The organism is Niabella sp. CPT15-335-S11, assembly GCF_058792415.1.
In genome coordinates this window covers 736368-761370 of record NZ_JBYTEI010000001.1, presented here as the reverse complement: position 1 = coordinate 761370, position 25003 = coordinate 736368, and the positions used below count along the sequence as shown (strand labels likewise).

Below are 25003 nucleotides of genomic sequence, written 5' to 3'. Positions count from 1 at the left end.
AATGAGTTAAACACGGAAGGTCGAGCGTCTGAATAATCTACGCGTAAAAAGCGGCCTTATCGTACAAGTTGCGAGTTGGCTATTTTGGCAGATTTACTGGCAGATCGATCTTCACGACCTCACGATGCTCAGATTATTTTCGGTTCCCGCCCCGTAATTCGTAATTGGTAATTCTTTAAACCTTCTGTCGCACAAACCATTCAACATATTGGGGTAACATCGTACCGGCGTAATAAGGTAAATTCAGTAATAAATATGGTTTTTTATTGGGGGTAATAGCCTTTTCGACCTTTAACGCACCAGCATAAACCCTGATTGCGTAGGGATGATCTGAAGCCTCAATAAACTGATGAAGTGATCGCAACGCGCCCGTGACACCCGATTTTATTTCGATAGGTATAATCAAATTTTTATAAGTGTATACCAGGTCAACCTCAGCGCTTGACTGTGCTTTTTCCCTTACCCAAAAATTGGGCTTGCTTGATGAAATAGATTGGAGCGAGATAAGTTCCTGTGTTACCAGGTGTGGAATAACCGCCCCTTTATATGCACTACTCAAATCTTCCATAGCGAGCATTTCAGACTGAATGCCCAGAGAATAATTGACCAGACCGGTATCTAAAAACTGCAATCGTGGCCATTTCTTCAAATCAGCTCTCGCCGGCGGGGTGATATCCGTAGTTGGATAAATCAAACGCAAGATCCTGGCATCGTCAAGCGTTCTGAATGCTTCTCCAACCTCCCGCGATCGGTAATTGGAATTCCCAAAGCCTTGAAATTTTACTCGTTCATCCAGGTACAACGGTGCAGTATCTAGTAAATGTTTAATGATTTTTCTTTCTGTGTCGTTGGAGGTATATTTTTCCACATCGTTCTTGTAGGTCCCTAAAATTCCCTCGTAAATAATAGACAAATCAAAAAGGTGTTGCTTCTCAATATCAGTTTTTACGACTTCCGGCATTCCGCCGATAATCGCATAACGGTGAAAGGCCCCCATTAGGGTCTGATGCGCAATGGCTTTCACCGGCACGTCATGCAATTGATTGAGCAAGGCATTTCTCCCAGTGGCTTCCAGGTATTCCTGGAAATTCAACGGGTGTAGATATAAAAATTCTACCCTGCCAACCGGAAAACTGGGCACTTTCTGCATGGCGAATTCCAATAAAGATCCAGCGCTAATGACATGAAGTGTAGGCACCTCTTCGTAAAAATAGCGCAGTAACTGAATGGCTTTAGGGCACTCCTGGATTTCATCGATGAACAAGAGGGTGCCTGAAATTGCCGATGAAGGAATGTTACGCGCTAAAAATAAAGCTTCCAGAATGGTCTGTACATCGTCAAAATCCTCGAAAAAACGGCGCTCGGCCGGTTTCTCCAGGTTGAGCATTAATGCATGCGCATAGGTCGCGGCAAAATCTAGTATCAGGGTAGTCTTGCCAACCTGCCGCGCACCCCTGAGTATAAGGGGTTTGCGCCTATCCCTCTTCTTCCAGCGATTCAGGTGATCCTGAACGGTTCTCTTAAAGTGCATACCATCAAAGTTGAAATTCTTATACCAAAGTAAGGACAAATTTACATCATTTTGTAACAAAATAAACCCATTTTTTTCAATTTTTTGTAACAAAATAAACCCATTTCTTGTGATATTTTGTAACAGAATAAGGGCAATTGGTTTCAGGCAATAGGAAATCGGGAAGCGCAAGACCCTGGAAAGGGTCTCTGAATAGTTGGAAACCAATCTTTAACGGATAATATCGGCCTGAATTGTACGAAAGGTTCAATGAAATAAACCTTTAGAGCCATAACCAGGCATGCTCATCCGCGCTTGCGAGTCCGGAACCATTCGCTTGAAAGCATCGGCCGGATAGGGCGTTGAAATAGATTCAACAGTTCAACGCACTATAAACAGTACCTTTTTATTGGACGTTAATATCGCGCTAAAACCTTCACTCTTTCACCACGGGCATCGGTTAACTCAATTTCCATCGGCATTTGCCCAAGTGCGTGCGTAGAGCAGGATAGGCAGGGATCATAGCAGCGAATAGCGGATTCAACCCGGTTCAGCATGCCTTCCTGCACCTGATCGCCCTTTACATACTGCCTGGCTACCTCTAATACTGAACGGTTCATAGAGGGATTATTCTGTCCCGTTGCGATCAGCAGGTTCACCATGGTCAGCTTACCGGTAGGGTCAGTTTTATAGTGATGAAACAATGTGCCCCTGGGCGCTTCAGAGCTGCCAATCCCTTCCTGGTAATTCAGGCGGCCCTTATGCTGTATGTCGAGCGATGTAACCTGCGGATCATTGAGAATGATTTCAGCAGTCTCCACATCGCTCAGGCATTCAATCAGCCTGGTATAGTGATAGTAGAATGTCCCATGCAGGGGCTTCCCGTTACACATCCTCTTATATACTTCAAATTCTTTTTGAGCCAGTGGCGTGCGCATCCTGCTGGCCACATTCAGGCGGGCCAGTGGCCCTACGCGATACACGCCCTTCTCAATACCCAGTGGTTTGTAATAAGGATACTTGAGGTAAGACCAATCGACGGATCTTTCCGCTATATAATTCAGATAGTTTTTCGGATCCACCTGATCCTGCAAAATGATACCGTCTTCATCTACCCAGCGGAGTTTCCCCTCGTACAGTTCGTGTTCGCCATTTGGACCAACCGTCCCCAGGTAGGCTGTAGGTGAAGGGGCGAAGGTTCTCACCATCTCCTCGTTATCCTCATGAAACCTTTTGATCAGCGATATACCTTTCCGGACTGTCTCTAAAGCTTCGGGTATCCATTTCAACAGTGCCTTCCGGTTGTCTTCCGACAGCGGGTATGCCATACCACCAGGCACGATGCCCATGATATGTATTTTCTTTCCGGTGATTCTTTCGCTTAATTCCTGCCCAAACTTCCGTAACCTGATACCTCTTACCGCGAGATCGGGAAACTTCTCGGCAATTCCCAGGATATTTCGCTTAGCGGGATCACTATCGTAACCCAACAAAAAATCCGGGGATGACAGGTGGAAGAAAGACAACGCATGGGACGAAAGATTCTGCCCGATGTGCATCAGCCGGCGCAACAGATTTGCTGTATAGGTAGGCTGGATACCCTGAATCATTTCACAGGCTTTTACACTGGCGAGCGTGTGGCTCGTGGGGCAAATACCACAAATACGGGGCGTAATGGTGGGCATTTCCGTGTACATCCGGCCCTCACAGAACTTTTCGAACCCCCTGAACTCATTAACATGAAAAAATGCGTCGGATACTTCGCCGGCATCATTTAACCGGAGGGTGATTTTCGCGTGCCCTTCAATACGGGTTACCGGTGAAATTAAAATCGTATTTTTTTCCGTATTAGCCATACTTCAGTTTTTTAGCTTGCCGCAAATCGGGAACGCGGTCGTTTAAAAATTCATTCAGGACATAAAAAATCGTATCCGCACTGGGTGGGCAACCCCGTACGATAAAATCCACATCCACCACTTCCTGTAGCGGGTAAACCTTCTCATTCAGGTTGAGCAATTGGGGATGCCGTGGCACCTTCCCCTCATGATCATTGCTCACAGAATACTGGTATGAAGTATCAAATACATCTTTCAGATCAAAATAATTTCTCATACCAGTGACATTTGTCATGACTGCACAATCGCCAAGTGCGATCAGCACCTTTGAATTTTGTCTGATATGGATCAATTCCCGCAGGTGCTCATCACTGGTAACAGAGCCCTCGACCAGGGCAATATCCACTTCCGGGAACTCCTTACCGTCAACCACGGGGCTTTTCACAATATCCGCGAGCTTCGCGACCTCCAGGATCCGCTCGTCAATGTCCAACAGACTCATATGGCAACCCGAGCATCCGCCTAACCATACAGTTGCTAATTTCTTCCTGCTCATTTTCTGAACTATGCTTTAGTTATTATTAATTTCACCATCACATCAGCGGGATTTCGGGGGGTCTCTCTCCACCTGTCGCATCTCTATCATTTGGTCTCCCGCACCCAGCCCCGGTAGAATATTTCTATAGATTCATCGTCCGTCTGTCCATTAGTTCACCTATCATATCCGGTTGCTTCTTCAACTGTCCCTGTACAACAGATTTAGGCCAGATAGCACCCGTTGGGCAGGCATGCATGCACTTGCCGCAGGAAGTGCAGGTGGCCGACTCACCCCAGGGAGTATTAAAATCAGAAATAATACGTACCATGTAGCCTCTGTCCATCACATTCCAGTTATATGCTCCTTCCACCTCCGCGCAGGCACGAATGCACCTGGTGCACATAATACACCGGTTGTGATCCATTACATACCACTCATGTGATGTATCTGTTTCGCACTGTGGAAAGAGGTGTGGGTAACGGATAGCATCCAACCCTACTTTATAACCCAGGTTTTGTAATTCGCAATTTCCATTTGCAACACATACCGCACACATGTGGTTTCGCTCCGCAAAAAACAATTCAGTCGTGATCCGCTGATAACGCTGAATTCGCTCAGTTTTCGTACGGATGACCATGCCGTCAGCAATCCGTGTCGTACATGCGGACAGCAGACGGTTCATACCTTCAATTTCAACCAGACAGAGCCTGCAGGCTCCCGTATCCCCGAGCCCTTTTAGATGACACATGGTGAGTATCTCAATATCATGTTCCCTGCACACCTCTAAAATGGTCTTACCTGCCTGTGTGGTGATCTTCTTATCGTCGATGATGGCTGTAATCAGATTCATAATATCCTTGCTTAATCGTTTACTAGTAATGATACCCTTTTAGGCTGAACGCGGCTTTCATATTCTTCCCGGAAATGACGCAGCGTACTCAAGAGTGGGTTGGGAGCCGACATACCCAGTCCGCACAGACTACAATCTTTTACATATTGTGCCAACTCTTCCAGCCGTTCCAGGTCGAGACGCGTAGCTTTATTTTCACAAAACTTCTGAAGCAGGTCGTGCAGCATCTTGGTACCTACCCGGCACGGTACACACTTACCACAACTCTCGTCCACACAAAACTCCATAAAGAACCGGGCTACATCCACCATATCAGATCGTTCATCCATAACGATCAGTCCGCCAGAGCCCATGATAGAACCGAGGGAGGTCAGTGTTTCATAATCCATTTTTACGTCGAGATGCGCAGCCGGAATACATCCGCCCGACGGCCCGCCGGTTTGGGCTGCTTTAAATTCACCACCATCCGGAATGCCCCCGCCTATCTCATAGATAACCTCGCGAAGCGTAGTGCCCATGGGCACTTCAATAAGTCCTGCATGATTAATTTTCCCAGCCAGGGCAAATACTTTGGTCCCGGCACTTTTCGGAGTCCCGATTTCACTGTACCATTCCCCGCCGTTATTGATAATCGGCGCAATACAAGCAATGGTCTCCACATTATTGATCAGTGTTGGCTTACCCCAAAGGCCACTTTCAGCAGGGTAAGGAGGTCTGGGCTTGGGTGTTCCCCTTTTGCCCTCAATAGAAGCGATCAACGCCGTTTCTTCGCCGCACACGAAAGCCCCCGCACCTATCCTTACCTCTACATCGAAAGCAAACTCTGTCCCCAAAATATTAGTCCCAAGCAACCCGGCTTTTTTGGCCTGTTTGATGGCCGCCTCAAACCGCTTAATGGCCAGAGGATATTCACCCCTGATATAAGCAAACCCCTTACTGGCGCCGATCGCATACCCGGCTATAGCCATACCCTCCAGTATTCGGTGTGGATTGCCTTCCAGCATGCTTCGGTCCATAAATGCGCCAGGATCACCCTCATCACCATTGCAGATAACATATTTCTGATTATTTACATACCTATAAACGGTTTCCCACTTCAGGCCTGTTGGGTACCCTGCTCCCCCGCGCCCGCGAATCCGGCTCTGCTTGATCTCGGAGATAACATCTTCGGGCGTCATATCAAATAATACCTTGTCGAGTGCTTTGTAGCCATCGTGAAGAATATAGTCTTCCAGGCTTTCAGGATTAACATCGCCACAGTCTTTAAGTGCGATCTTCATTTGCCTCTTGAAATACGGATCATCATCAGAATTAACAAAGGGTTTTTCCCGGCTCTCAGAAAATAACAGCAGATCTTCCAGTGGTTTCTTTTCCACAAGCTGACTCTTCACGATATCGCTGATGTTGTGGCAGTCTACTTTCTGATAAATGGAATTTCCGGGTCTGCACTTGACCAGCGGCCCCTGGTTGCAGGGCCCCATGCAACCTGTGGGAACGATCTCTGTTTCGTGATCAAGTCCTCTTTCCTTTATTTCAGCTTCCAGTTTTTTAATAACCTCCTCCGCACCCGAAGAAATACATCCGGCCCCACAGCAGACATAAATTTTGTTGATATGGGGATTATCCAGTTCGTTCTGCCTGGTGGTATGCACCAGGGTTTTAAAATCATGCCTGTTCATGCGTCTCCATTTTTTCTTTGAGTTTTGCAATAATATCATCAGCAATGGCCCTTGCCTGAACTTCTTCGTCCACGATTACCGCGGGTGCCAGTCCGCAAGCGCCAATACAACGCGCGGCTTGAATGCCCAGCTTATTGTCGGCAGTCACTTGTCCCTGTTTAAGTCCGAATTCTTTTTCAATACCATCCAGTATTTTCTGAGCGCCTTTCACATAACATGCTGTTCCCGTGCAGACAAGGCAGGTGTGCTCTCCCTTAGAGTGCATGGAAAAGAAATGATAAAACGAAACCGTGGAATAAACACGGGATGGCGGCAGTCGCAATTCCCTCGCGATATATTTCAGCACGTCCATCGGTAAATAGCCATAACTGTTCTGGGCTGTGTGCAGGATCTCAATCAGTGCATCGGGCCTGAATGCTTCTTTTTTGATCTTCGCATTAAGTAATTTCACACGGGGATCCGTTTTTGGCAAAACTGCGTCCCGCAACGACTTCCGTAGATTCATACAAGCTAATTTTACGTTTTTTACCAGAGAATTATATGGCAACCGGTCACGGTTTCAACATCTTAACAGGTTCCGGATCTCAAAACTAGGAAGGTTTGTTCTCATGCTGTATGATATAAATCATAAACAGCAGGTGATTTTTATCATCTTAAAAAGAATACTGGAAAATAGACGTACGTCTCATCTGCCTGCAGGCAGATGAAGAGTCCGGTCCCTTCAACAAAACACGATAACAAATCGGTTGATGAATGAATCTGAAAAAGTAAAATTCTTGCGGGCTAAACAAATACGCTCCCGTGCATGCCCGGGTTCAATTGGTACTTTTCTAGTGCTATCTCAGCAATCGTTAACCGCCAGGTTATTTTCTTTTGAAAACCGGAACAGTGCTGCAAGGCTCTCCGTACATGATACTCCGCGCCACCGGTAAAAGTAATCTGGTGATCTCTGCATAGGCATATGCATCAATTTCTTCATCACCACAACCCTTAATGACAATTCTTGCGTCAGTGAATTCGCTATACTGAACTGCCTGCAGGTTATTCAGCACAACCCTCTTTCTGACTTCATCGCGGTCTCCTATAGTAATGCTGAGCGCAACCGGATTGAGACTGGATACCACCAGCATATATGCCCACATAGGCACAATCGCTTCGGTGCTGCAAAATATCCCTATATGTTTTCCGCGAAAACCTTCCAGGTCCAGGTTTTTGAGTGATTCACGAAAATCCTTCTCTTTCAGAATCAGCCCTCTGAACAGAAAGTCTTTGATGTCAAACTCCACCACCGGCGCTTTGGGATAGAAATTCTCCAGGTCCATTGTAATGATCCCGCTTTCGGCAACCTTATTTCTCAGGGTTTCTTGCATGTTTATTTAACAAAGGAAACGCCAGGTTGTTGAAACAGCCACTTAAAGATTTGCCGACATCCTGAAAGTACAGGTTGTTTTGGAAAAGTAAATGTGAATGTACCCAGGCAGCCTATAAAAAGCGATTAACCCGTGACCTGAAAAAGAAAGCCCCGTCTTTAACCGCAAAACGCGGTATGACGGAGCTTATACAGTTGATTTCGGTGCCTTTTTGAGGCATTGTATAAATACCGACGGTTTGTCTAATAGAACTTCCGGCGGTAGTCTTTTATTTTAGCAGCTTCTTTTAATACCTGGAGACTCTGAAATGCTGATTGCTGTCTGGCCTGCATCGACTGCATTTTCCTGATCTCGTCCACATTCACCGCCTGCACCGGCATACTCATCACATTGTCCACCTTCACAACAAAAACACCCTGATTACCAGCAATAGCTTCGGGTACTACCTTGTTAAGATTGGCTTTATTAAAAGCTGCACCAATCACTTTGGGCTCAAAACCCAGTACGGATGCGGATTGGCCGCTAAAGCGAACGCTGTCGGCAGTCTCTATCTGTCTGTTTAAATTTTTAGCAGCCGCTTCAAGCGTGGTGACTGGTCCGATTTTTTTCTTGATCAGTTCCGCTTTCTTATCATTCACCAGGAGGGGCTCAACCATCATCCTGGCCTTAGCCGGGCTCATAGTCCCTTCTTTATTGATTTCAGTGATCAGCGCCACAACATAAAAATCACCCACCCGCTCCGGTTGAACAATATCGCCCAAATCACCTTTGTAAATATTCTTCACGAAGGACCTGGAGTTTCCGACGCCCGGGATCTGAGATCCCATTGGCGGAATATCTGTTGCAACAGATTTCGTGAGCTGCTTTTCTTTTGCCAGCTTTTCTGCCGCTGCATCAAATGTCTTCGCGTTGGTCACCTGGGAAGCAAACTGAGAAGCTTCATTGCTGGCACGCGTATCCGTTTCCTGGCTTGCTTCAATGGGCCTGGTCAGGTAAGCGATCTTGTACCCCGTAGAATGGCCTTTCTGGGAAAGTATTTCAACGTAATGGTATCCATAACTCGTTTTGACCACCCCTTTTGACCCCACAGGATTTCCGAAAATAAAATCATTGAACTCGGGGACCATCTGACCCGATGGCACATTTTCATATACGCCCTGGTTGTTTGCACTACCGGGGTCATTGGAAAACTTCACGACCATTGAGTCAAAATTTGCTCCGTTCCGGATAGCCAGCGCTACACTGTCAGCCAGCTTTTTCGCACTTGCCGTGTCCCTGATCGGCACCATCTGGCCGCTCTGAGGATCCGGTTGCGAAGTGCCTATCAGAATATGCCTGATATTGACTGTATCGGGAATAGCCTTGACGCCTATAACTTTTGCGAGTGCATAGGTGTGTGCATCTATGTAGGGACCATAAATATGACCGGCACCCACCCTGAAAATAGAGTCTTTCATAGGTACCTGAATACGATCCTCGCTGATATAACTATTGTAGTATGTATTAATTCCCTGATTAACCAGGAATGCCTGCACATTTTGCGCGGTATCGAAAGCCGCCCTCAAAGAAAGTAACTTTTCCAACGCCTGAGCGCTATCCTGACCAGAAGGCTGTGCGCTAAAGGCAACATAAGATATGCTGCGGCTTTCAGTCTGTTTGAAATCTTTCTTATGGCGGTTGATATAATCTCTTATTTCACTATCGGTAACTTTTACTGCGGAATCGGAAATCTCCGCATAGGACTCTCTCACGAAGGACACTTTTGATAAGAGGCTGTTTTCAGCATTCTGTTTCTCTACCATCCATTTGGGAAAATTGATGCTCCCTGTCAGTAAGGCGTCATATTTCTCCGCCAGCTTCTGAAATGCAAGCTGATCAAGGAAAGCATTGATCTGGTTCTTCTGCTCCGCAGTGCCGCGGGTCCGGATCTGGTTGATCTGTTGCTGGGCCATTGCACCATCATACCTTCCTGTCTGGGGATCGGTAAATCCCTGCCGCAATTCCTGTGGGGGGTTCGCTCCAAAAAGCAAATCATTTAATTCCTTCTTCCCAATGGAGAGACCCAGCTTCCCCGCTTCCTGCTCCAAAAGAATTTTCGTAACCTCCATATCCCAGGCAGATTCATTCGCTTGTTGGCTAACATTCTCGCCCGAACCCATTCCACGAGCTTCCAACTGCTGAGTTTGCTGCTCCACTAATTGCTGAAATGGACCAATTTCCACCGTTTCACCATTAACTTTCCCAACGGTCATGGACTGACCCTTGAACAAGCTACCACCGTTCTCAAAAGCAAGCATGACAATGAAGATTACCAGTGCAATCCCAATAATAATGGCCATTAATTTCCCATACTTGTCCTGAATCTTCTGAATTATTGACATAATTAAATCATTAAAAAGGATGGCAAAAATAGCATTTTTGAAGATATGAACAAACTGAGAAAGGGCTGATTACAAGGTAAACAGCTTTAAAATCAGAAATTATACACCCTCGCCCGGACGCCAGGGGCATCCGGAAGCAGTAAAACTACCTTTGTACACATAACCAAAGACCACCTAACTATCTTACCCGGGCAAGATCGCATCAATTTTTCTGGCAAGTTTCTCATCTTTTTCCGTGATCTGGTCGCCGGCGTCATGAGTTGATAACCAGATTTCTACGGAATTGTAGACATTTTTCCATTCGGGATGATGGTCGGCTTTCTCGGCCTCCAAAGCCACCTTCGTCATAAAAGCAAAAGCTTCTACAAAATTGCTGAAAGTGAACTTCCGGTACAACTTATTGTCTTTTGTTTCCCACATATACCATTTATTAAAATATCAAATACTCCCGGTTCCTGATCTTCTCGCCGGTGAGTTCGGCAACCAACTGGACTTCGGGCAAGCTTTTGATCAGCAGGATAAGCCTGTCCAGATAGGTTTCGGTTACCAGGTCATGCTTCATCAGCCATAAAAAATCAAAATGCCGTACCTCCGGCAACAAATATTCACCGTCGTGGAGATTATTGTACAGATAGTGGCACAAGGCACTGTTAGGCTCTCTGTATTCATACACCGGGAAAAAGAAAGACCGTTTCTTTTTCTTCAGTTGAATCTCCAGGTCATGGTTGATCCGGAAATCAAGCCCCAGCATATTATTCAGATTCCAGCAGAAGCGATAATCCTTAACGGTGGTAACAATACCCAGCAAGCGCGTATCCTCAAAGAATTCGCCCGTGAGCTCCTGTGTATTTAGTGTAAGTTTCGACATAGTATTTACCCTTCAAAATTTCCGATCCCACCTCAAACAAAGATCGATAATTTAATATTATCACGGCCTCGTGGCTGTTTTATTAACACATTTCTGTCACTTCCCTGCAATTTTTCCGCCCACTGGTGGAAAACTCCCAAATTCGTAAATAGAAATCGGGCCGCGCAGGTTAATTTTGCATATTTATTTTGACCACAAAATCTCTACATATTGCCCTGGTGGGCAACCCCAATAGCGGGAAGAGTTCTCTGTTTAACAGCCTCACGGGTCTGAGTCAGAAAGTCGGGAATTTCCCCGGCGTAACCGTTGATAAAAAGACCGGATCCGTGAAAGTCGGATCCTGCAACGCTGAGTTAATAGATTTACCGGGAACTTACAGTCTGTATCCGCGGCGACTGGACGAGGAAGTGACGTACAAAATAATTCTGAACCAGGACGAGCTCATCCGGCCGGACGTAATCGTTGTAGTGGCCGATGCCAGCAGCCTGAAAAGAAACCTCCTGTTCTGCACCCAGGTCATCGACCTGAAACGCCCTGTGGTCATAGCACTTACCATGATGGATATCGCACGTAAGAAAGGTATCCATATCGACATACAGAAACTGGAAAGAGAATTGGGTGTTCCGGTTGTGCCGGTAAACCCAAGAAAAAACAAAGGCATTGACGCGTTAAAGAAATCCATCGAGCTGGTCTGCGGCAACCTTTACCGACCTGCCGTACGTAACTTCATCGATGTTTCGGCCCTTGCACCGGAAGCGATTGAACAAACCAGGGGTATCGTAGCCGGATTAAGTGAATACGAAAGCATTCACTACCTTATCAACCACGAAACCTTTGATCTGGAGGAGGATATACAGGAAAAAATCGAACAAACAGAAATAGATCATCATTTTAACCCGGTTCGCACACAGGCCGAGGAAATCCTGCAACGTTACACGCGGATCGGTCAAATTATGAATCTGGCGGTCAAATTCCCCGATCCGAACAAAAAATCAATCATAACAGACCGGCTGGATAACATTTTTCTACACCGCGTTTGGGGCTATATTATTCTGCTGCTCGTATTCTTTACCCTGTTTCAGAGCGTATTTTTACTGGCTTCCTATCCAATGGATTGGATTGAATCGGCAACGGCTGCACTCAGTGGCTGGCTGAGTGAGGTTTTACCACAGAATAATTTCTCCGACCTGTTGATAAATGGCGTACTCGCCGGCCTCGGAGGGATAATCATCTTCATTCCCCAGATCATGATACTTTTCGGGCTGATCACTATTCTGGAAGACAGCGGCTACATGGCCAGGATAAGCTTTTTGACCGACCGGATCATGCGTAGCGTAGGTTTGAACGGGAAGAGTGTGATGCCCATGATCAGCGGGTTTGCCTGTGCCGTACCGGCAATTATGAGCGCCCGGAGTATTGAAAACAGGAAAGAAAGACTGCTCACAATCCTTATCACACCGTTGATGAGCTGTTCCGCCCGCTTACCGGTATATATTATCCTTGTAGGGCTCGTGATCCCCAAAACATATCTCCTTGGATTTATTGGCGTACAGGGGTTGGTGATGATGGGCCTGTATCTTTTGGGTACTGTGTTTGCTCTTATTGTTTCCTATGTGGCCAAATGGTTCATCCATATCCAGGAAAAGAGTTTCTTTATCCTGGAACTACCGGTATACAGAGCGCCAAGATGGAAGAACGCCCTGCATACGATGATCGAAAAGGCCAGGATCTTTGCCGTGGAGGCGGGACGAATTATTATGATGATCAGCCTGGTACTTTGGTTTCTGAGTTCTTACGGCCCTAAAGAAAGAATGCGACTGGTTCACCAGGACTATGAGACTGAGCTGGCGAAACCTGGCACCGACAGTCTGGCGGCCCAGGAAAAATGGGCTTCGGCAAGACTCGAAAACTCCTATGCAGGCATTATGGGTAAATCCATCGAACCGGTAATTAGGCCGCTGGGCTACGACTGGAAGATTGGTATTGCTATCGTAACCTCTTTCGCCGCCCGTGAAGTTTTTGTTGGCACCATGGCTACCCTGTACAGCGTGGAAAATGATACCAAGGAAAACCTTGCACTCCGCGAGAAAATGAAAGCAGCTACTTTTTCCGACGGCACCAAAGTTTTTACGCTGGCTACCGGGCTCTCGTTGATGCTCTTTTACGTTTTTGCTATGCAATGTATGAGCACGCTGGCGATCGTTAAAAGAGAAACGGGCTCCTGGAAATGGCCTATGCTGCAACTTGTGTATATGACCGGACTGGCTTATGTGTTCGGGCTCCTCGCTTATCAGCTTCTGAAATGAACCGGTCCATCAGGCTAAACACCTGTTTCCACATCTTCATCGCCAACGAATCATTTGCTGGCACTAAAGACCGGAACCGGAGTTCCCGGTCACTGCATCGGGTATTCTTTTCAGCTTTAAATATACGATCAGCGAAAAGAACATCATTTTCAATTACATCTTATCTTTGGTTGGTATTGCAGTAAAACCAAAGAAAATTTACCATGCGAAAACTATTCGTTCTCTTAGTCCTAACTTTCCTGCTGGGTGCTTGCGGTGCATCGGGCGACAAACAGTCAGATGAAACTAATTCAAAATCCGATAGCCTGATGGATGAGGTCATTGCCGGACATGATGTGGCCATGCCAAAAATGATGAAACTGCAGAGATTGGAAAAAGAAACCCGCGCAGCGATCGATTCAATTGAGAAATTACCTGCTGCTGCCAGGCAGAGCCTGTCGGGCTACCGCGCAAAACTGGACACCTTACTGGCATCCCTGCAACGGGCCGAAACAGGAATGAACAAATGGATGAATGAATTTAATTATGATTCGTTTAAAAACAATGAAGCGCAGCGAATCAAATACCTTGTGGGGGAGAAAACCAAAGTAAACGAGGTAAAAGATGCGGTGCTGGGGGCAATCAACAAAGCAGATTCCCTGCTGAGAAAATAAGATCAGCCCTCTTCCTCGGTTTCTCTTACGAGCTTCATAGAACTGTCCAGCTCTGAGCAAAGCAATCCGAAAGTTTCTTCAATAGTGCCGTTTCCGGGGATCGCCTTGAACTTTCGTCTCTCCGAATAATATTGCGCGATCGGTTCAGTATCGTGGTGGTAAACGGCAAAGCGTTCCCGGATTATAGCTTCATTCAGATCGTCCGACCTGCCGGAAGTTTTTCCCCGGAGCAGTATTCTCTTGAGCAGATCCTCTTCGTCAACCAGAAGTGCAAGCACGGAATGAATCGCTGATTTCTTGAGTTTCATCAGCTTGTCAAGCGCGCGGGCCTGATTAACCGTCCTGGGAAATCCGTCAAACAGAAAGCCTTTTGCTTCAGCGTTGTGTTCTATGCAGTTATCAATCATACCGATAACCAACTCATCAGGTACGAGCTGGCCCCGATCGATGAATTTTTTTGCTTCCACACCCAGAGGAGTTTTCCTGTTTATCTCGCTCCTGAGCAAGTCGCCGGTTGACAAGTGCACCAAACCATACTTATCGACTAATTTTTCTGCTTGTGTACCTTTCCCGCTCCCGGGAGCACCAAATAAAATCAGATTAAACATGGTGAATATCGAATTTTTTGAGACATACAAAGATATGTTGCTAGCGTCCAATTTCAATCCAACGTGACGAATATCAGGAAAATAGCCTCCAAAAGCGGGCTCGATCAACTTTTGCTATGAAAAATTGTTCTTGTCAGATGGACGTCAGGTTTTCATTTAGGCTTCTGCTCGTTTGCTGCACCTTGTTTCAGCAATGCAGTTATTCCCAGACTTCCAATTCACAGGATATGAATTCCAAAGACATGAAAAATACTGGTAACCCCGTTTATTCGCGGACCGACCCATCGGCTGTAAATGTTTCTGAGGCAGAATGGAAAAAGATTCTGCCCGCAGATGTATATGAAATCGCCAGGCTGAAGGGCACAGAACGCCCGTGGAGCAGCAAATTTGAAAAATTTGACGAAGTTGGAACCTATTACTGCGCCGCATGTGGAAATCCATTGTTTAAGAGCAACACAAAATTCGAAAGCGGATGCGGCTGGCCGAGTTTCTTTGAGCCCATAAGCAAAAAAAGTATCATTTACCTGGAAGATCGTTCGCATGGCATGGTTCGTACTGAAGTTGAATGCGGCCGATGCAAAGCACATCTCGGTCACGTTTTTGAAGACGGACCTCCCCCTACCGGGTTAAGGTACTGCATTAATGGTGTAGTCCTTGACTTCGAAAAAGCGAAGTCCGCCGCAGAGAACTATCAAAAAAAATAGACCGGTTTCGCAGACAACTCCGATATTTTATTTTTGTGCTTCGGCGCTTTTTGCTGCCAGGTTCCCGGCCGGCATCGTGAACTGATAATTACCGGATCCGAGATCCACTTTCGTGTAATTACCTGTAACGCTTATATTCTTGATTTCCTTTAAACCGGTCAGAAGTTTGCTTCCCTCTCTGATTTCATTTAGCCCGGTAGACGGCAGATAAACGGTCGCACGTGTATTAACTGGTATTTCAAGTGTCAGCGTCAGATTACTCCCGCTGATCTTCCAGTCACTGCTTACTTGGCCATAATAGGTCATTAAAGATGCCTTCACATCGCTGAAACCCCCGCCCGGATGAGGTTTAATGAGAATATGACGATATCCCGGCTCTTCCTCGTACGTGTCAATCCCCGCCATTTTTCGGTACATCCAATCTCCAATAGCCCCGTAAGCATAATGGTTGAAGGAGTTCATCCCCGGCGTTTGAAAACTGCCGTCAGGTTTTTGTCCGTCCCATCGCTCCCAGATTGTGGTGGCACCCATTTTAACAGGATACAGCCAGGAGGGGTAATCCTCTTTTAACAACAGCGTATAAGCAAGGTCATCATACCCGAAACGGGTAAGCACGTGACACAGGTAAGGTGTGCCCAAAAAGCCCGTGGTGAGGTGATTACCATAGCTCCTGATGTTTTCAGCCAACCGTTCGGCGGCCTGCGCGCGTTGAGATTCCGGAAGCATATCAAAATTCAGAGCCAATACATAAGCGGTCTGGGTTCCTGAGACCAGTCTGCCACTTGCCGTAACATACTCCCGCTGAAACGCGGCAACAACCTTTTGGACCAGGTTATTGTATTCTGCCTCATCATTGCTGAACCCCAGTAGCGCCGCAGTTTTGGCCAGGATCCGGATCGAGTTGGCATAAAAGCACTGTGCAATCAGGTATTTGTCGGTAACCGCGGATCTCCCGTCATTATCATCAAAAGGCCGGTAGAACAACCAGTCGCCAAAATGAAAGCCCGAGTTCCACAAATCGTTCTTAGTCACTTTCCGAACGCTTTCTACAAAAGCCTTCATGCTTGGATACTGAGTCTGGAGTATCTTTTTATCGCCATAAGCCAGGTACATATTCCAAGGGACAATAGTGGCTGCGTCTGCCCACCCCGCGCTATTGGTACCGCCGGGCCCCAGAACGTTTGGTATCACGTGGGGTACTTTCCCGTCAATTTGATCTGCCTCGACGTCCCTGAGCCATTTGGCAAAGAAACTATGAACACGCATGTTAAAGGTTGCCGTCCTCGAAAAAGCCTGAGCATCACCGGTCCAGCCCAAACGTTCATCACGTTGCGGACAATCAGTAGGTACATCCAGGAAATTACCCCGCTGCCCCCATTGAATATTGTGCTGCAACTGGTTGATCAGGGCATTGGAGGAACTAAACTCTCCGACCGGTTTCATATCGGAATAGAGCGCGATCGCCTCAAAATTATCAAGGTTGATAGCACCAGGGTAACCTTCGATCTTCAAATATCTGAATCCCTGCCAGGTAAAGTGAGGGTGAAAGATTTCTTCACCACCCCCTTTCAGGATATATTTATTCTTCGCCCTTGCACCCCGCAGGTTGGCAGTATAAAAATTACCGCTCTTATCCAGGACTTCCGCATGGGATAAAACGACAGAATCGCCGGCACGGCCGCTTGCTTTCATGACTACCCAACCAACCAGGTTCTGGCCGAAATCAATGACCTTTTCGCCAGCAGGTGTCGTTATAAGTTTCACAGGCCTGAACACCTCTTTTCTTTTCACGGGCTCATTCCAGGTAGCGATCAGGTTCTTCAAGGGCGTTTGTACAACCACCACATTTTTCCAGTCTGCGTCTGCATACCCGGGCATCATCCAGCCTTTCTTCTCCTTCCGCGCATCAATCGTCTCCCCATTATATATTTCCGAATAAATAATTTCACCGGTTGATGATTTCCAGCTTCCGTCAGACAGGATACTTTCCGAACTGCCATCCGTATATCTGAGCTCTAATTGAAACAGGAGACCCAGGTTTTTTCCATAATGGTTCTTGTTTTCTCCCCAACCCAGCGCACTCCTGTACCAGCCGCTACCCAGCGCCACGCCAATGGCATTGTTTCCTTCCCGCAAAAGATCTGTGACGTCATAGGCCTGATACTGCAGTCGGTTGTTGTACGACGTCCAGCCGGGAGTCAACACGCCATCTCCAATTTTTTTGCCGTTTAACCAGGCTTCGTATAATCCATGTGCCGTCATGTAAACCATGGCGGAGCTAATTTTTTTCTTTGTTGAAAAATCTTTTCTGAACAATGGGCAGGGTTGTTCGACGGCATTATCGAACCCTGGCTCGATCCACCTGGCTTTCCAGTCAGACGTGCTGAAAAACCCGGTTCCAAAAACAGACTGCACGCTCCAGGGAGAAACCCGGCCCCCATCATCCCAAACCTGAACCTGCCAATGGTAACGGGATCCGCTCTCAAGTGGGGCACCTTTATATGTAACATACACGGATGAGTCGGAGATCACTTTACCACTGTTCCAAACCAAATTCTTTCCTTTGAAAACCCGGATGGCATAAGCTTGCTGCATCGTGTTTCTCCGTTCACTGGTAAGCTGCCAGCTAAACCTGGGTTGAGCAACATCCAATCCCAGCGGTGATTCCAGGTTTTCCGTGAGCAAGGCCCGAACCTTGGTCTGGGAAAATAGGGGCTGTGCCAAAAGTGCCAACAAGGCAAAGACAATCCAATTTTTCATCTTTATGTTTTTTAGTTCCCCGCCTTTAGCGGTTAATGATTTTGTCGAATGCCTGCCTGTCGGTTTACCTGCCAAAGGTAGGCAGACACGCCCGGACGTCCGCCGCGGCGGACGATTCGGACGGGGGCGGTGAACTTCACCGATACCTTAACCTGTGTGAGAAAAATTTTGCATCCTTCATTTCATATGCCCGATCCCAGATTCTTACACGCGGTCAAATCTCGTCAACGTTTCGCCGCCAGATGAATCGTAATTTTCAAAATCGTTTGGTTCACTTATGTATACCTACTTAGAAGCATTTTGTGACAAACAATTAATGTCAAGATTCCGACAGAGCGTTTTCGAATTTACAACATATCCGGAATCAGCTATCCTGCTCTGTCCCGCTGTTGATTAACCAGCCGACAAATAATCTTTTCACGCAGGTTTTTGTCCCGGGTCTTCCTGAAGGGCCTTCCACAAAACATCCTTTAATTCTGTTAACCCGGTGCCTGTCACCGAAGAAATAAACAGGAACGGAATATGACCAGGCATTTCGTTACGCACAGCAGCTTTCAACTCTTCATCCAGCATATCGCTTTTGCTGATGGCAATCACCATTTGTTTGTCCAGCAATTCGGGATTATATTCCTTCAGTTCATTCAGCAGGATTTCCCATTCACGACGGTGGTCACTGCTGTCCGCAGGTATCAGGAATAATAGTACAGGATTTCTTTCTATATGCCGCAGGAACCGGTGACCAAGCCCTTTTCCCTCGGCAGCCCCTTCAATAATTCCTGGCAGATCCGCTACGCAAAAACTTTTATTTTCCCTGTAGGCCACGATTCCCAGGTTGGGCGTGAGCGTGGTAAACGCGTAATCAGCGATTTTGGGTTTCGCTGCAGTAATCACCGAAAGCAGCGTTGATTTACCTGCATTTGGAAGGCCTACCAGTCCTACATCAGCCAGTACTTTCAGTTCAAGTACTTTCCATCCTTCTATGCCTGGTAATCCTGGCTGCGCATATTCGGGCGCCTGATTGGTAGCTGTCGCAAAATTTGCGTTCCCCAGACCGCCCTTCCCGCCAGGCAACCAAATTACCTCCTGTCCGTCGTCCAGAATCTCCGCTTCCGTCAGCCCTGTTTCTTCATCTATTGCAATTGTCCCAAGCGGAACATCAATGATAATATCTTTACCATCACGGCCGGTTTTATTGTTATGTCCGCCGTTTTCACCGTTTTCAGCCAGGATATTCTTATAGTATCTCAAATGAAGCAGCGTCCACAGGTTGCGGTTACCTCTTAAAATAATATGGGCGCCACGACCGCCATCGCCGCCATCCGGGCCTCCCTTCGCAGTGAATTTATTCCGAAGGAAATGCTTAATGCCTGCGCCGCCGTGCCCGCTGCGGCAGAAAACCCTGATCTGATCTACAAAATTACTTTTATCCAATACGAAAGATTTGGAAGGCTACAAAGATAACCGGATTGTACCTGGAAAACAGATCGCCTTGAAAAGGCCCTGATTGACCTGCCTATTCTTTAGCTCCGGTAGTTCAAGCGCATTCTTCCCTTGCTAAAATTTGATTACATGACTATTTTGCTATTCCTACCGTCTTCCCGCATATTTTCCCTGACCTGTTTCCAGTAAAGGCGGCCATAAGAAACAAAAATCTCTGTACCAGCCTGGATCCTCCTTGTTGCTTTTATAAAAACACGCTTTCCCTCTTCATGGTAAATGGCATTATTCTTAACGCCCGATAATTTCTGAAGTCCGGCCGCATCGTTTGCGTATCGGCCGAAAGCATCCGGGAATTTGGCCGCATCTATGACATTTTCATCGTCAATATGGTAAATATAGCCATTGTCAACATCGTCTTCCACATCCTTCCAGGTACAACGTTTTCCTTCATATTCGACAATGATACTGCCCCTGGGAAAATCAACCTTAGCAAACAAACCTTTTCCGGCCCCGGGTAGCGTGGACGATTTTACCTGGAGTGTTTTAGATGAGCGAATAGGCATAATTTATCTTTAAGACAGCGAATTTATTGCAATTCGGGTTCTCTTTGCCTTTCAGCCGAAAATAATAAAATCTGACCCCGTTCATCACCATGTTATTTCACTATTTTTAAAATATGAAGAAGACGGTGTTGATTCCCGCGTTGGCCGCTTGCTTTGCCGTCCACCTACTTTCCGTGAAATGAACACCTGTAAACCAAATCCCATAACTTCGTTATATGATCAGAAATATTGTCTTCGATCTCGGAGGGGTTCTGATCGACTTGGACCCCGCAGGATGCTCGGAAGCCTTCTCAAACCTTGGCTTTAAGATGCCTGACGATCTCTTCAAAAGGTTTCATGATGATGATAACTTTAAACTTTATGAAACCGGTTCTATTAGCACAAACGAGTTTCTCAATAACCTTGCCGACGCTTCTGCGACGGGGGTAACTCATGAACAGCTCTCCTCGGCCTGGAACCGGATGCTGGGCCCACTGAGGATTAGCAGCCTGAAGTCCCTGAGAACACTGAAACAGCAGTACCAACTTTATCTGCTAAGCAATACAAATGAACTCCACGAAATGTCGGTCAAAAGAAAGCTTCTCGAGGAAGGTCTGCCGTCAGTCGATACCATGTTCATTAGACCCTATTTTTCTCACAAGATCCACTTAAGGAAACCGGGAAGGGAAATTTTTGAATATGTGGTCAGCGACGCTGGCATACTACCGGAAGAAACACTGTTTATCGACGACACAGCCATTAACCTGCCGAACGCAGCGCAAGTTGGAATAAAAACGTACTTGTTACAGTCCGGATCCCGCATTGAAAATCTCGATTACCAAAATGTCGCCGAAAATCAGGGTTAGGTTGCAGCTTAATACGCGGGTTCGGGTACCTGAGGTACCCGGCAAAAAATAATTTGCCAATAAATTATTATTAATATTCTAACTTTAATATGGCATAAGATCGTCGTACATAATAAGTTTACAATATACTAAACCAAACAATATGAAAAAAGGAAGAAAAATTCACGAGGGGCCCGTCTATAGTAAGGAACGGACCAAACAAAAGTTTATAGATACTGTTGGGAAAATTCTCAGAACAGAAGGATACACCGCACTTCGTGTAAACCGTATCGCAGAAGTCGCCGGCGTCAACAAAAAACTGATCTATGTATATTTCGGCAGTGTGGACAAGCTGGTTCAAAGCTACCTTAAGCAACAGGACTACTGGACCGATGGAACCGGAGAGGTTCTGCCTGAAATCAATGAAAACGTTGCGGACTATGGTGAGGGCCAGGCAATAGATTTGCTTACCGCTCAATTTGAACACTTGTTTCAGAACAAAGAAATGCAGCGGATACTTGCCTGGCAGATCAGTGAAAAAAACAAGCTTACGCGTAAACTATCCGAGGAAAGGGAAGAATATGAAACGCCCTTGTTTAAACTAACTCAGCCGCTGTTTGATAAAACAGGGATTGATATGAAGGCGACATATGCCATTCTGCTTGCAGGCTTGTATTACCTTGTCCTGAATGATGCCGTTAGTTCTAATGGGTTCTGTGGGTTTAACCTGCACAAAGAAGCCGACCGGGAAAAAGTCATGAACGAACTGAAACGCGTGGTGGCTTCAACTTACACCGAAGCAAAAAGTACAAAAAAGCGGCTTCAGAAAGCAAAGAAATGATTACTCCCCGTTATCCGCCCCGGGTTGAAGATTGTGCCACCCGTGCTACAAATCGACCGGGTAAATATCACCCAGTGTTGAAATTATTGGACTTGTAGTTTCCAAAGCCTTTTCTGGTCACCTCACCCGGGAATCGCACCGGGTGAGATCTGACCCCGGGTGACGTGATGCTTTCCCATCGGCTGGTATAAACCGGTCCTTATTGAAGCCCGCGCTGAGGCGGTGCAGGAGCAGGAGTCTGGTGCGACTTCGGCATTGTTGACTCCAGGTAGTACTTGTCGAATTCATTCCGGAGGTTCCTGTAGGAATTTCCGTCAACCAGAAAGGCAATAATAAACCAGATAAACAGAATAAGCGGCAGTACTATGGTCATAATAAAGCCTCGTAACTCATCGCCCAGGTGCATGAATACCGAGACAATATAATAGGCTTTGGCCAGGGTAAAAATGATGATCACACCCTTCAGGAAATGAACAAAGTATGGATTGGGCGCTTCGCCCTTATGCAACAGATAGATAGCTAACCCAAGCATCAGCTCGAAAATGGTTATGACAGACAGGACAATCGTCGTTTTTTTGATTCGTTTGTTGAACGACCTGGTGTCCATATGATGCTCAAAAGTTACTTCCGGTGATAATACTGGCTGCTCCATGTATGAATAATTTTATATATTTAAAAAGATATGCTGATCCTGTTTGCCCCTCCCCCCGAATCATTTAAACGAGGTAAAAAGCCATAAATACGAATACCCAAACCAGATCCACAAAGTGCCAGTACAATCCGGCTTTTTCAATCATCAGGTAATGGCCTTTTTTCTCAAACACATTGGACCGGGTCATACTCAGCATAATAAAATTAATGACGATCCCGCTGAATACGTGAAAACCGTGAAAGCCGGTAATACCATAAAAAAATCCGCCAAATGCCGCCGGACCTGCCTCGCGCACGTGAACCCCACCCTGCGTCAGCATGCTGACCAGTTCATTTTTCGGCGTATTTAAGAGTTGCGCGTGAGAAAGATCAGTCAGATGAAACTCGCCCGCCATTGTAGCCAGCGTATGCATCGATGAATTGTTCAGGGCCTCGGTAAGTGCTGCACCTTCCACTAAATGACCCCAGGGGTTATGCCGGGTGGTCTGCCCCAACAGTTCGATTTTTCCATCCACCAAGGTTGGCAATTGCCCCGCTATCAGGTGATGCCATTCCCATGCCTGGCAGCCCAGAAAAAACAATCCGCCAATGATGGTCCAGGTAAGCCACTTTTCCACGGCCGCTTTATCCCGGTTGTGCCCTGCATGTACAGCCAGCACCATCGTTACCGAACTCAGGATCAAAGCAAAGGTCATAACGCTTACAAATGCCAGGGGGAGGTTTGCATGTCCAGCGCCGGGGAATGCGTTAAAAACCACGCTGGGATCGGGCCAATAGTTTTGACTGAAGCGAATCGTTCCGTAAGAAATTAGAAATGCCCCGAAGGTGAAAGCATCACTCATCAGAAAGAACCACATCATCATTTTCCCGTACTCAATGTTAAATGGACTCTTACCCCCGCTCCACCATTTGGTACGATGTGTTTGTAGGACTGCTGTTTGTGCCATATAGATAATTCCTGATTAAAAAATTAAGCTGCTATTAAGAAAAATATCATCAGATAAACCCATAAAATATCAATAAAGTGCCAGTAGATGCTCATCACTTCCACGGGAACAGTACCATAACTCTTCACCTTGCCGGTCACAGACCTGATCAACATGACAGCGATGGCGATTACACCTCCAATTACGTGCAGCGCATGTAAACCGGCGATGGCATAAAAGAACTGACCCTCGCCTGAAGATCCGCGGAATCGTACGTTTTCCTGCCATAATTGAATAAACCCCGTAGCCTGACAAAGCAGGAATAACAGCCCGAGCCCCAGGGTGGCTGCCATATACATCCGGTACTTCTTCATCTCCCTGTTTCGAAAGGCCTTTGACGCAAGATACATCGTCAAACTGCTCGACATAATAATGACCGTTGAAACCCAGAATATTCCCGGCACAACGATGGTCCTCCAGCCTGTATAATTACTTTTCACGATGAATGCGCTCGTCAGCGCCGCAAACATCATGATAATACTCGCTATAGCCACCCACAGTACAAACTTGTGTGGGTGTAATTTTTTATGTTGATCATTTGTCACCGATCCTGCATGCATAATTTAATTTTTTCCTTCGCCACTTCGTATTCTTTCCCGAACTCTTCCCTACTCAGCTTTTTCAAAAAGAACCTGCTAATTTCCACGCTTACATCTCAAAAAACAGGTTACAAAATTGTACTATTTGTTCCACTCACCCGCCTCTCAACTCTTCGCCAGCAAAAGTGCCAACAACACCAGAGGCAAATGCAGGTAACTCCCAAACATCACTTTTCTTGCCGACGAGACATCCATCTTACGATACAAGGTCACCGACCGGAAAATCAGGAACAGGTTCGCCAGGACAATCAGTACAAGTGCTATGCCGCCCCTTATTCCCCCGGGCGAACTGATACCTACAAAGAAAGGCGCCAACGTGATCGGAAGTAATAACAGCGAATAAATAACTGTCTGCAGCGCTGTGAATTTTGTAGGCCCCTTATCACTTGGCAATAATTTGAAACCCACCCTGCTGTAATCACCATGTGCTACCCAGGCTATTGCCCAAAAATGTGGAAACTGCCAAAGAAACTGAATGCCAAACATTACCGCACCTCCGGTCCAGTCGATTTGCTGCCCCGGTACAAAACCCGCAACCCATCCGATCAGGCAAGGCAGCGCACCCGGAACTGCTCCAAGCAAGACGGCGATAGAGTTGACCTTCTTCAGCGGTGTGTACACAAACGCGTACAGGAATAAACTGAACGCTGCGATCCCTGCCGCTGTCCAGTTAAAATAATTCCCCATCAGGTAAATCCCCACTGCACCGGTTACTATCGCAAAACCCCAGCCTTGTTCAGGTGTTAGCCTTCCCGCGGCCACAGGTCTTTTCGCCGTTCGTTTCATTTGGGCATCGGTATCTTTTTCCACCACCATGTTGATGGCATTGGCGCTACCAGTTACCAGTAATCCTGCTACAAAGAACAACATGATCAGCCACCAGTCGTACGTTACGCCAGGCACCAGCAGATAGCTGATCACACTGCTGAATACCACCATTATACTTAACGAGGGCTTTATTAACTGTAGAAAATCCTTAACGCCCCCTCCGGAATTTGTCAAAACTTCGTGTTAATTCTTTCTTTAAAAAATCGGCC

General features: G+C 46.6%; 23 protein-coding genes. 5 read left to right on the top strand and 18 right to left on the bottom strand.

All coding sequences use genetic code 11. The features are described 5' to 3' along the window. Nucleotides 1-175: 175 nt before the first annotated feature. From AC3WS5_RS03110 to AC3WS5_RS03065, 10 genes are all read right to left on the bottom strand, one after another. Nucleotides 176-1531 (bottom strand): ATP-binding protein, encoded by a 1356-nt coding sequence (locus tag AC3WS5_RS03110; RefSeq protein ID WP_492465742.1) that lies wholly within the window; start codon nucleotides 1529-1531, stop codon nucleotides 176-178. A gap of 395 nt (nucleotides 1532-1926) precedes the next feature. Then, entirely contained in the window at nucleotides 1927-3366 is a 1440-nt protein-coding gene (locus AC3WS5_RS03105) for a Ni/Fe hydrogenase subunit alpha (RefSeq protein ID WP_492465741.1), read from the bottom strand. Further along, nucleotides 3359-3901, bottom strand: coding sequence for an NADH-quinone oxidoreductase subunit B family protein (locus AC3WS5_RS03100; RefSeq protein ID WP_492465740.1), 543 nt, complete (start codon nucleotides 3899-3901; stop codon nucleotides 3359-3361). Before AC3WS5_RS03100 ends, AC3WS5_RS03105 begins: the two co-directional genes overlap by 8 nt. A 124-nt stretch (nucleotides 3902-4025) precedes the next feature. Then, nucleotides 4026-4733, bottom strand: a complete 708-nt coding sequence (locus AC3WS5_RS03095) for a 2Fe-2S iron-sulfur cluster-binding protein (protein ID WP_492465739.1) — start codon at nucleotides 4731-4733, stop codon at nucleotides 4026-4028. Between the two features lie 11 nt (nucleotides 4734-4744). After that, entirely contained in the window at nucleotides 4745-6412 is a 1668-nt protein-coding gene (locus tag AC3WS5_RS03090) for an NADH-ubiquinone oxidoreductase-F iron-sulfur binding region domain-containing protein (protein WP_492465738.1), read from the bottom strand. Further along, complete coding sequence (locus tag AC3WS5_RS03085) at nucleotides 6399-6917, bottom strand: NAD(P)H-dependent oxidoreductase subunit E (RefSeq protein WP_492465737.1); 519 nt, start codon at nucleotides 6915-6917, stop codon at nucleotides 6399-6401. The genes AC3WS5_RS03090 and AC3WS5_RS03085 overlap by 14 nt, the downstream gene beginning before the upstream one ends. Before the next feature lie 358 nt (nucleotides 6918-7275). After that, nucleotides 7276-7782: a DUF2480 family protein gene (locus AC3WS5_RS03080; RefSeq protein ID WP_492465736.1), complete on the bottom strand. Its 507-nt coding sequence runs from the start codon at nucleotides 7780-7782 to the stop codon at nucleotides 7276-7278. 242 nt (nucleotides 7783-8024) lie between these two features. Beyond that, the gene (locus AC3WS5_RS03075; RefSeq protein ID WP_492465735.1) at nucleotides 8025-10163 is read right to left on the bottom strand and encodes a peptidylprolyl isomerase; all 2139 of its coding nucleotides are present in this window, start codon (nucleotides 10161-10163) and stop codon (nucleotides 8025-8027) included. Nucleotides 10164-10346: 183 nt separating this feature from the next. Continuing rightward, nucleotides 10347-10583, bottom strand: coding sequence for a 4a-hydroxytetrahydrobiopterin dehydratase (locus AC3WS5_RS03070; protein WP_492465734.1), 237 nt, complete (start codon nucleotides 10581-10583; stop codon nucleotides 10347-10349). Nucleotides 10584-10593: 10 nt separating this feature from the next. Next, a complete protein-coding gene (locus tag AC3WS5_RS03065) occupies nucleotides 10594-11031 on the bottom strand; it encodes an IPExxxVDY family protein (protein WP_492465732.1) in 438 nt (145 codons plus the stop codon). Nucleotides 11032-11219: 188 nt separating this feature from the next. Here AC3WS5_RS03065 and feoB point away from each other — a divergent pair, with 188 nt between their 5' ends. Together feoB and AC3WS5_RS03055 are read left to right on the top strand one after the other, a co-directional pair. Further along, nucleotides 11220-13337 carry a ferrous iron transport protein B gene (gene feoB / locus AC3WS5_RS03060; RefSeq protein ID WP_492465731.1) on the top strand — a complete coding sequence of 706 codons (2118 nt, stop codon included), beginning with the start codon at nucleotides 11220-11222 and terminating at the stop codon, nucleotides 13335-13337. 203 nt (nucleotides 13338-13540) lie between these two features. Then, on the top strand, nucleotides 13541-13990 hold the full coding sequence (locus AC3WS5_RS03055) for a viral A-type inclusion protein (RefSeq protein WP_492465730.1): 450 nt from the start codon (nucleotides 13541-13543) through the stop codon (nucleotides 13988-13990). A gap of 2 nt (nucleotides 13991-13992) precedes the next feature. Here AC3WS5_RS03055 and AC3WS5_RS03050 read toward each other — a convergent pair whose 3' ends face one another. Further along, nucleotides 13993-14598, bottom strand: a complete 606-nt coding sequence (locus AC3WS5_RS03050) for an adenylate kinase (RefSeq protein WP_492465729.1) — start codon at nucleotides 14596-14598, stop codon at nucleotides 13993-13995. Between the two features lie 137 nt (nucleotides 14599-14735). On the opposite strand from AC3WS5_RS03050, the gene msrB reads away from it, so the two are divergent. Then, nucleotides 14736-15302, top strand: coding sequence for a peptide-methionine (R)-S-oxide reductase MsrB (gene msrB, locus AC3WS5_RS03045; protein ID WP_492465728.1), 567 nt, complete (start codon nucleotides 14736-14738; stop codon nucleotides 15300-15302). A gap of 27 nt (nucleotides 15303-15329) precedes the next feature. On the opposite strand, the gene AC3WS5_RS03040 is transcribed toward msrB, so the two are convergent. From AC3WS5_RS03040 to AC3WS5_RS03030, 3 genes are all read right to left on the bottom strand, one after another. After that, a complete protein-coding gene (locus tag AC3WS5_RS03040) occupies nucleotides 15330-18062 on the bottom strand; it encodes a family 78 glycoside hydrolase catalytic domain (protein WP_492465727.1) in 2733 nt (910 codons plus the stop codon). Nucleotides 18063-18479: 417 nt separating this feature from the next. Beyond that, a complete protein-coding gene (gene obgE / locus AC3WS5_RS03035; protein WP_492465725.1) occupies nucleotides 18480-19493 on the bottom strand; it encodes a GTPase ObgE in 1014 nt (337 codons plus the stop codon). A 134-nt stretch (nucleotides 19494-19627) separates the two neighbouring features. Further along, nucleotides 19628-20065 (bottom strand): SET domain-containing protein, encoded by a 438-nt coding sequence (locus AC3WS5_RS03030; RefSeq protein WP_492465724.1) that lies wholly within the window; start codon nucleotides 20063-20065, stop codon nucleotides 19628-19630. Between the two features lie 215 nt (nucleotides 20066-20280). Between AC3WS5_RS03030 and AC3WS5_RS03025 the strand changes: the two genes are divergently transcribed. Both AC3WS5_RS03025 and AC3WS5_RS03020 read left to right on the top strand, forming a co-directional pair. Further along, entirely contained in the window at nucleotides 20281-20910 is a 630-nt protein-coding gene (locus tag AC3WS5_RS03025; protein ID WP_492465723.1) for an HAD family hydrolase, read from the top strand. Nucleotides 20911-21052: 142 nt separating this feature from the next. Then, nucleotides 21053-21730, top strand: coding sequence for a TetR/AcrR family transcriptional regulator (locus tag AC3WS5_RS03020; RefSeq protein WP_492465722.1), 678 nt, complete (start codon nucleotides 21053-21055; stop codon nucleotides 21728-21730). Nucleotides 21731-21929: 199 nt separating this feature from the next. On the opposite strand, the gene AC3WS5_RS03015 is transcribed toward AC3WS5_RS03020, so the two are convergent. The 4 genes from AC3WS5_RS03015 to cyoE form a co-directional block, all read right to left on the bottom strand. Then, a complete protein-coding gene (locus tag AC3WS5_RS03015) occupies nucleotides 21930-22382 on the bottom strand; it encodes a cytochrome C oxidase subunit IV family protein (protein WP_492465721.1) in 453 nt (150 codons plus the stop codon). 64 nt (nucleotides 22383-22446) lie between these two features. Then, nucleotides 22447-23328, bottom strand: a complete 882-nt coding sequence (locus AC3WS5_RS03010; RefSeq protein WP_492465720.1) for a cytochrome c oxidase subunit 3 — start codon at nucleotides 23326-23328, stop codon at nucleotides 22447-22449. 23 nt (nucleotides 23329-23351) lie between these two features. Beyond that, a complete protein-coding gene (locus AC3WS5_RS03005) occupies nucleotides 23352-23927 on the bottom strand; it encodes a cytochrome c oxidase subunit 3 (protein ID WP_492465719.1) in 576 nt (191 codons plus the stop codon). A 144-nt stretch (nucleotides 23928-24071) separates the two neighbouring features. Beyond that, entirely contained in the window at nucleotides 24072-24968 is an 897-nt protein-coding gene (gene cyoE / locus AC3WS5_RS03000; protein WP_492465718.1) for a heme o synthase, read from the bottom strand. Nucleotides 24969-25003 lie beyond the last annotated feature (35 nt).

Bases quoted from the DNA above. Each gene is read 5' to 3' on its own strand.
- AC3WS5_RS03110 (WP_492465742.1), bottom strand. From the start codon at position 1,531: ATGCACTTTAAGAGAACCGTTCAGGATCACCTGAATCGCTGGAAGAAG.
- AC3WS5_RS03105 (WP_492465741.1), bottom strand. From the start codon at position 3,366: ATGGCTAATACGGAAAAAAATACGATTTTAATTTCACCGGTAACCCGT.
- AC3WS5_RS03100 (WP_492465740.1), bottom strand. From the start codon at position 3,901: ATGAGCAGGAAGAAATTAGCAACTGTATGGTTAGGCGGATGCTCGGGT.
- AC3WS5_RS03095 (WP_492465739.1), bottom strand. From the start codon at position 4,733: ATGAATCTGATTACAGCCATCATCGACGATAAGAAGATCACCACACAG.
- AC3WS5_RS03090 (WP_492465738.1), bottom strand. From the start codon at position 6,412: ATGAACAGGCATGATTTTAAAACCCTGGTGCATACCACCAGGCAGAAC.
- AC3WS5_RS03085 (WP_492465737.1), bottom strand. From the start codon at position 6,917: ATGAATCTACGGAAGTCGTTGCGGGACGCAGTTTTGCCAAAAACGGAT.
- AC3WS5_RS03080 (WP_492465736.1), bottom strand. From the start codon at position 7,782: ATGCAAGAAACCCTGAGAAATAAGGTTGCCGAAAGCGGGATCATTACA.
- AC3WS5_RS03075 (WP_492465735.1), bottom strand. From the start codon at position 10,163: ATGTCAATAATTCAGAAGATTCAGGACAAGTATGGGAAATTAATGGCC.
- AC3WS5_RS03070 (WP_492465734.1), bottom strand. From the start codon at position 10,583: ATGTGGGAAACAAAAGACAATAAGTTGTACCGGAAGTTCACTTTCAGC.
- AC3WS5_RS03065 (WP_492465732.1), bottom strand. From the start codon at position 11,031: ATGTCGAAACTTACACTAAATACACAGGAGCTCACGGGCGAATTCTTT.
- AC3WS5_RS03055 (WP_492465730.1), top strand. From the start codon at position 13,541: ATGCGAAAACTATTCGTTCTCTTAGTCCTAACTTTCCTGCTGGGTGCT.
- AC3WS5_RS03050 (WP_492465729.1), bottom strand. From the start codon at position 14,598: ATGTTTAATCTGATTTTATTTGGTGCTCCCGGGAGCGGGAAAGGTACA.
- msrB (WP_492465728.1), top strand. From the start codon at position 14,736: ATGGACGTCAGGTTTTCATTTAGGCTTCTGCTCGTTTGCTGCACCTTG.
- AC3WS5_RS03040 (WP_492465727.1), bottom strand. From the start codon at position 18,062: ATGAAAAATTGGATTGTCTTTGCCTTGTTGGCACTTTTGGCACAGCCC.
- AC3WS5_RS03030 (WP_492465724.1), bottom strand. From the start codon at position 20,065: ATGCCTATTCGCTCATCTAAAACACTCCAGGTAAAATCGTCCACGCTA.
- AC3WS5_RS03025 (WP_492465723.1), top strand. From the start codon at position 20,281: ATGATCAGAAATATTGTCTTCGATCTCGGAGGGGTTCTGATCGACTTG.
- AC3WS5_RS03020 (WP_492465722.1), top strand. From the start codon at position 21,053: ATGAAAAAAGGAAGAAAAATTCACGAGGGGCCCGTCTATAGTAAGGAA.
- AC3WS5_RS03015 (WP_492465721.1), bottom strand. From the start codon at position 22,382: ATGGAGCAGCCAGTATTATCACCGGAAGTAACTTTTGAGCATCATATG.
- AC3WS5_RS03010 (WP_492465720.1), bottom strand. From the start codon at position 23,328: ATGGCACAAACAGCAGTCCTACAAACACATCGTACCAAATGGTGGAGC.
- AC3WS5_RS03005 (WP_492465719.1), bottom strand. From the start codon at position 23,927: ATGCATGCAGGATCGGTGACAAATGATCAACATAAAAAATTACACCCA.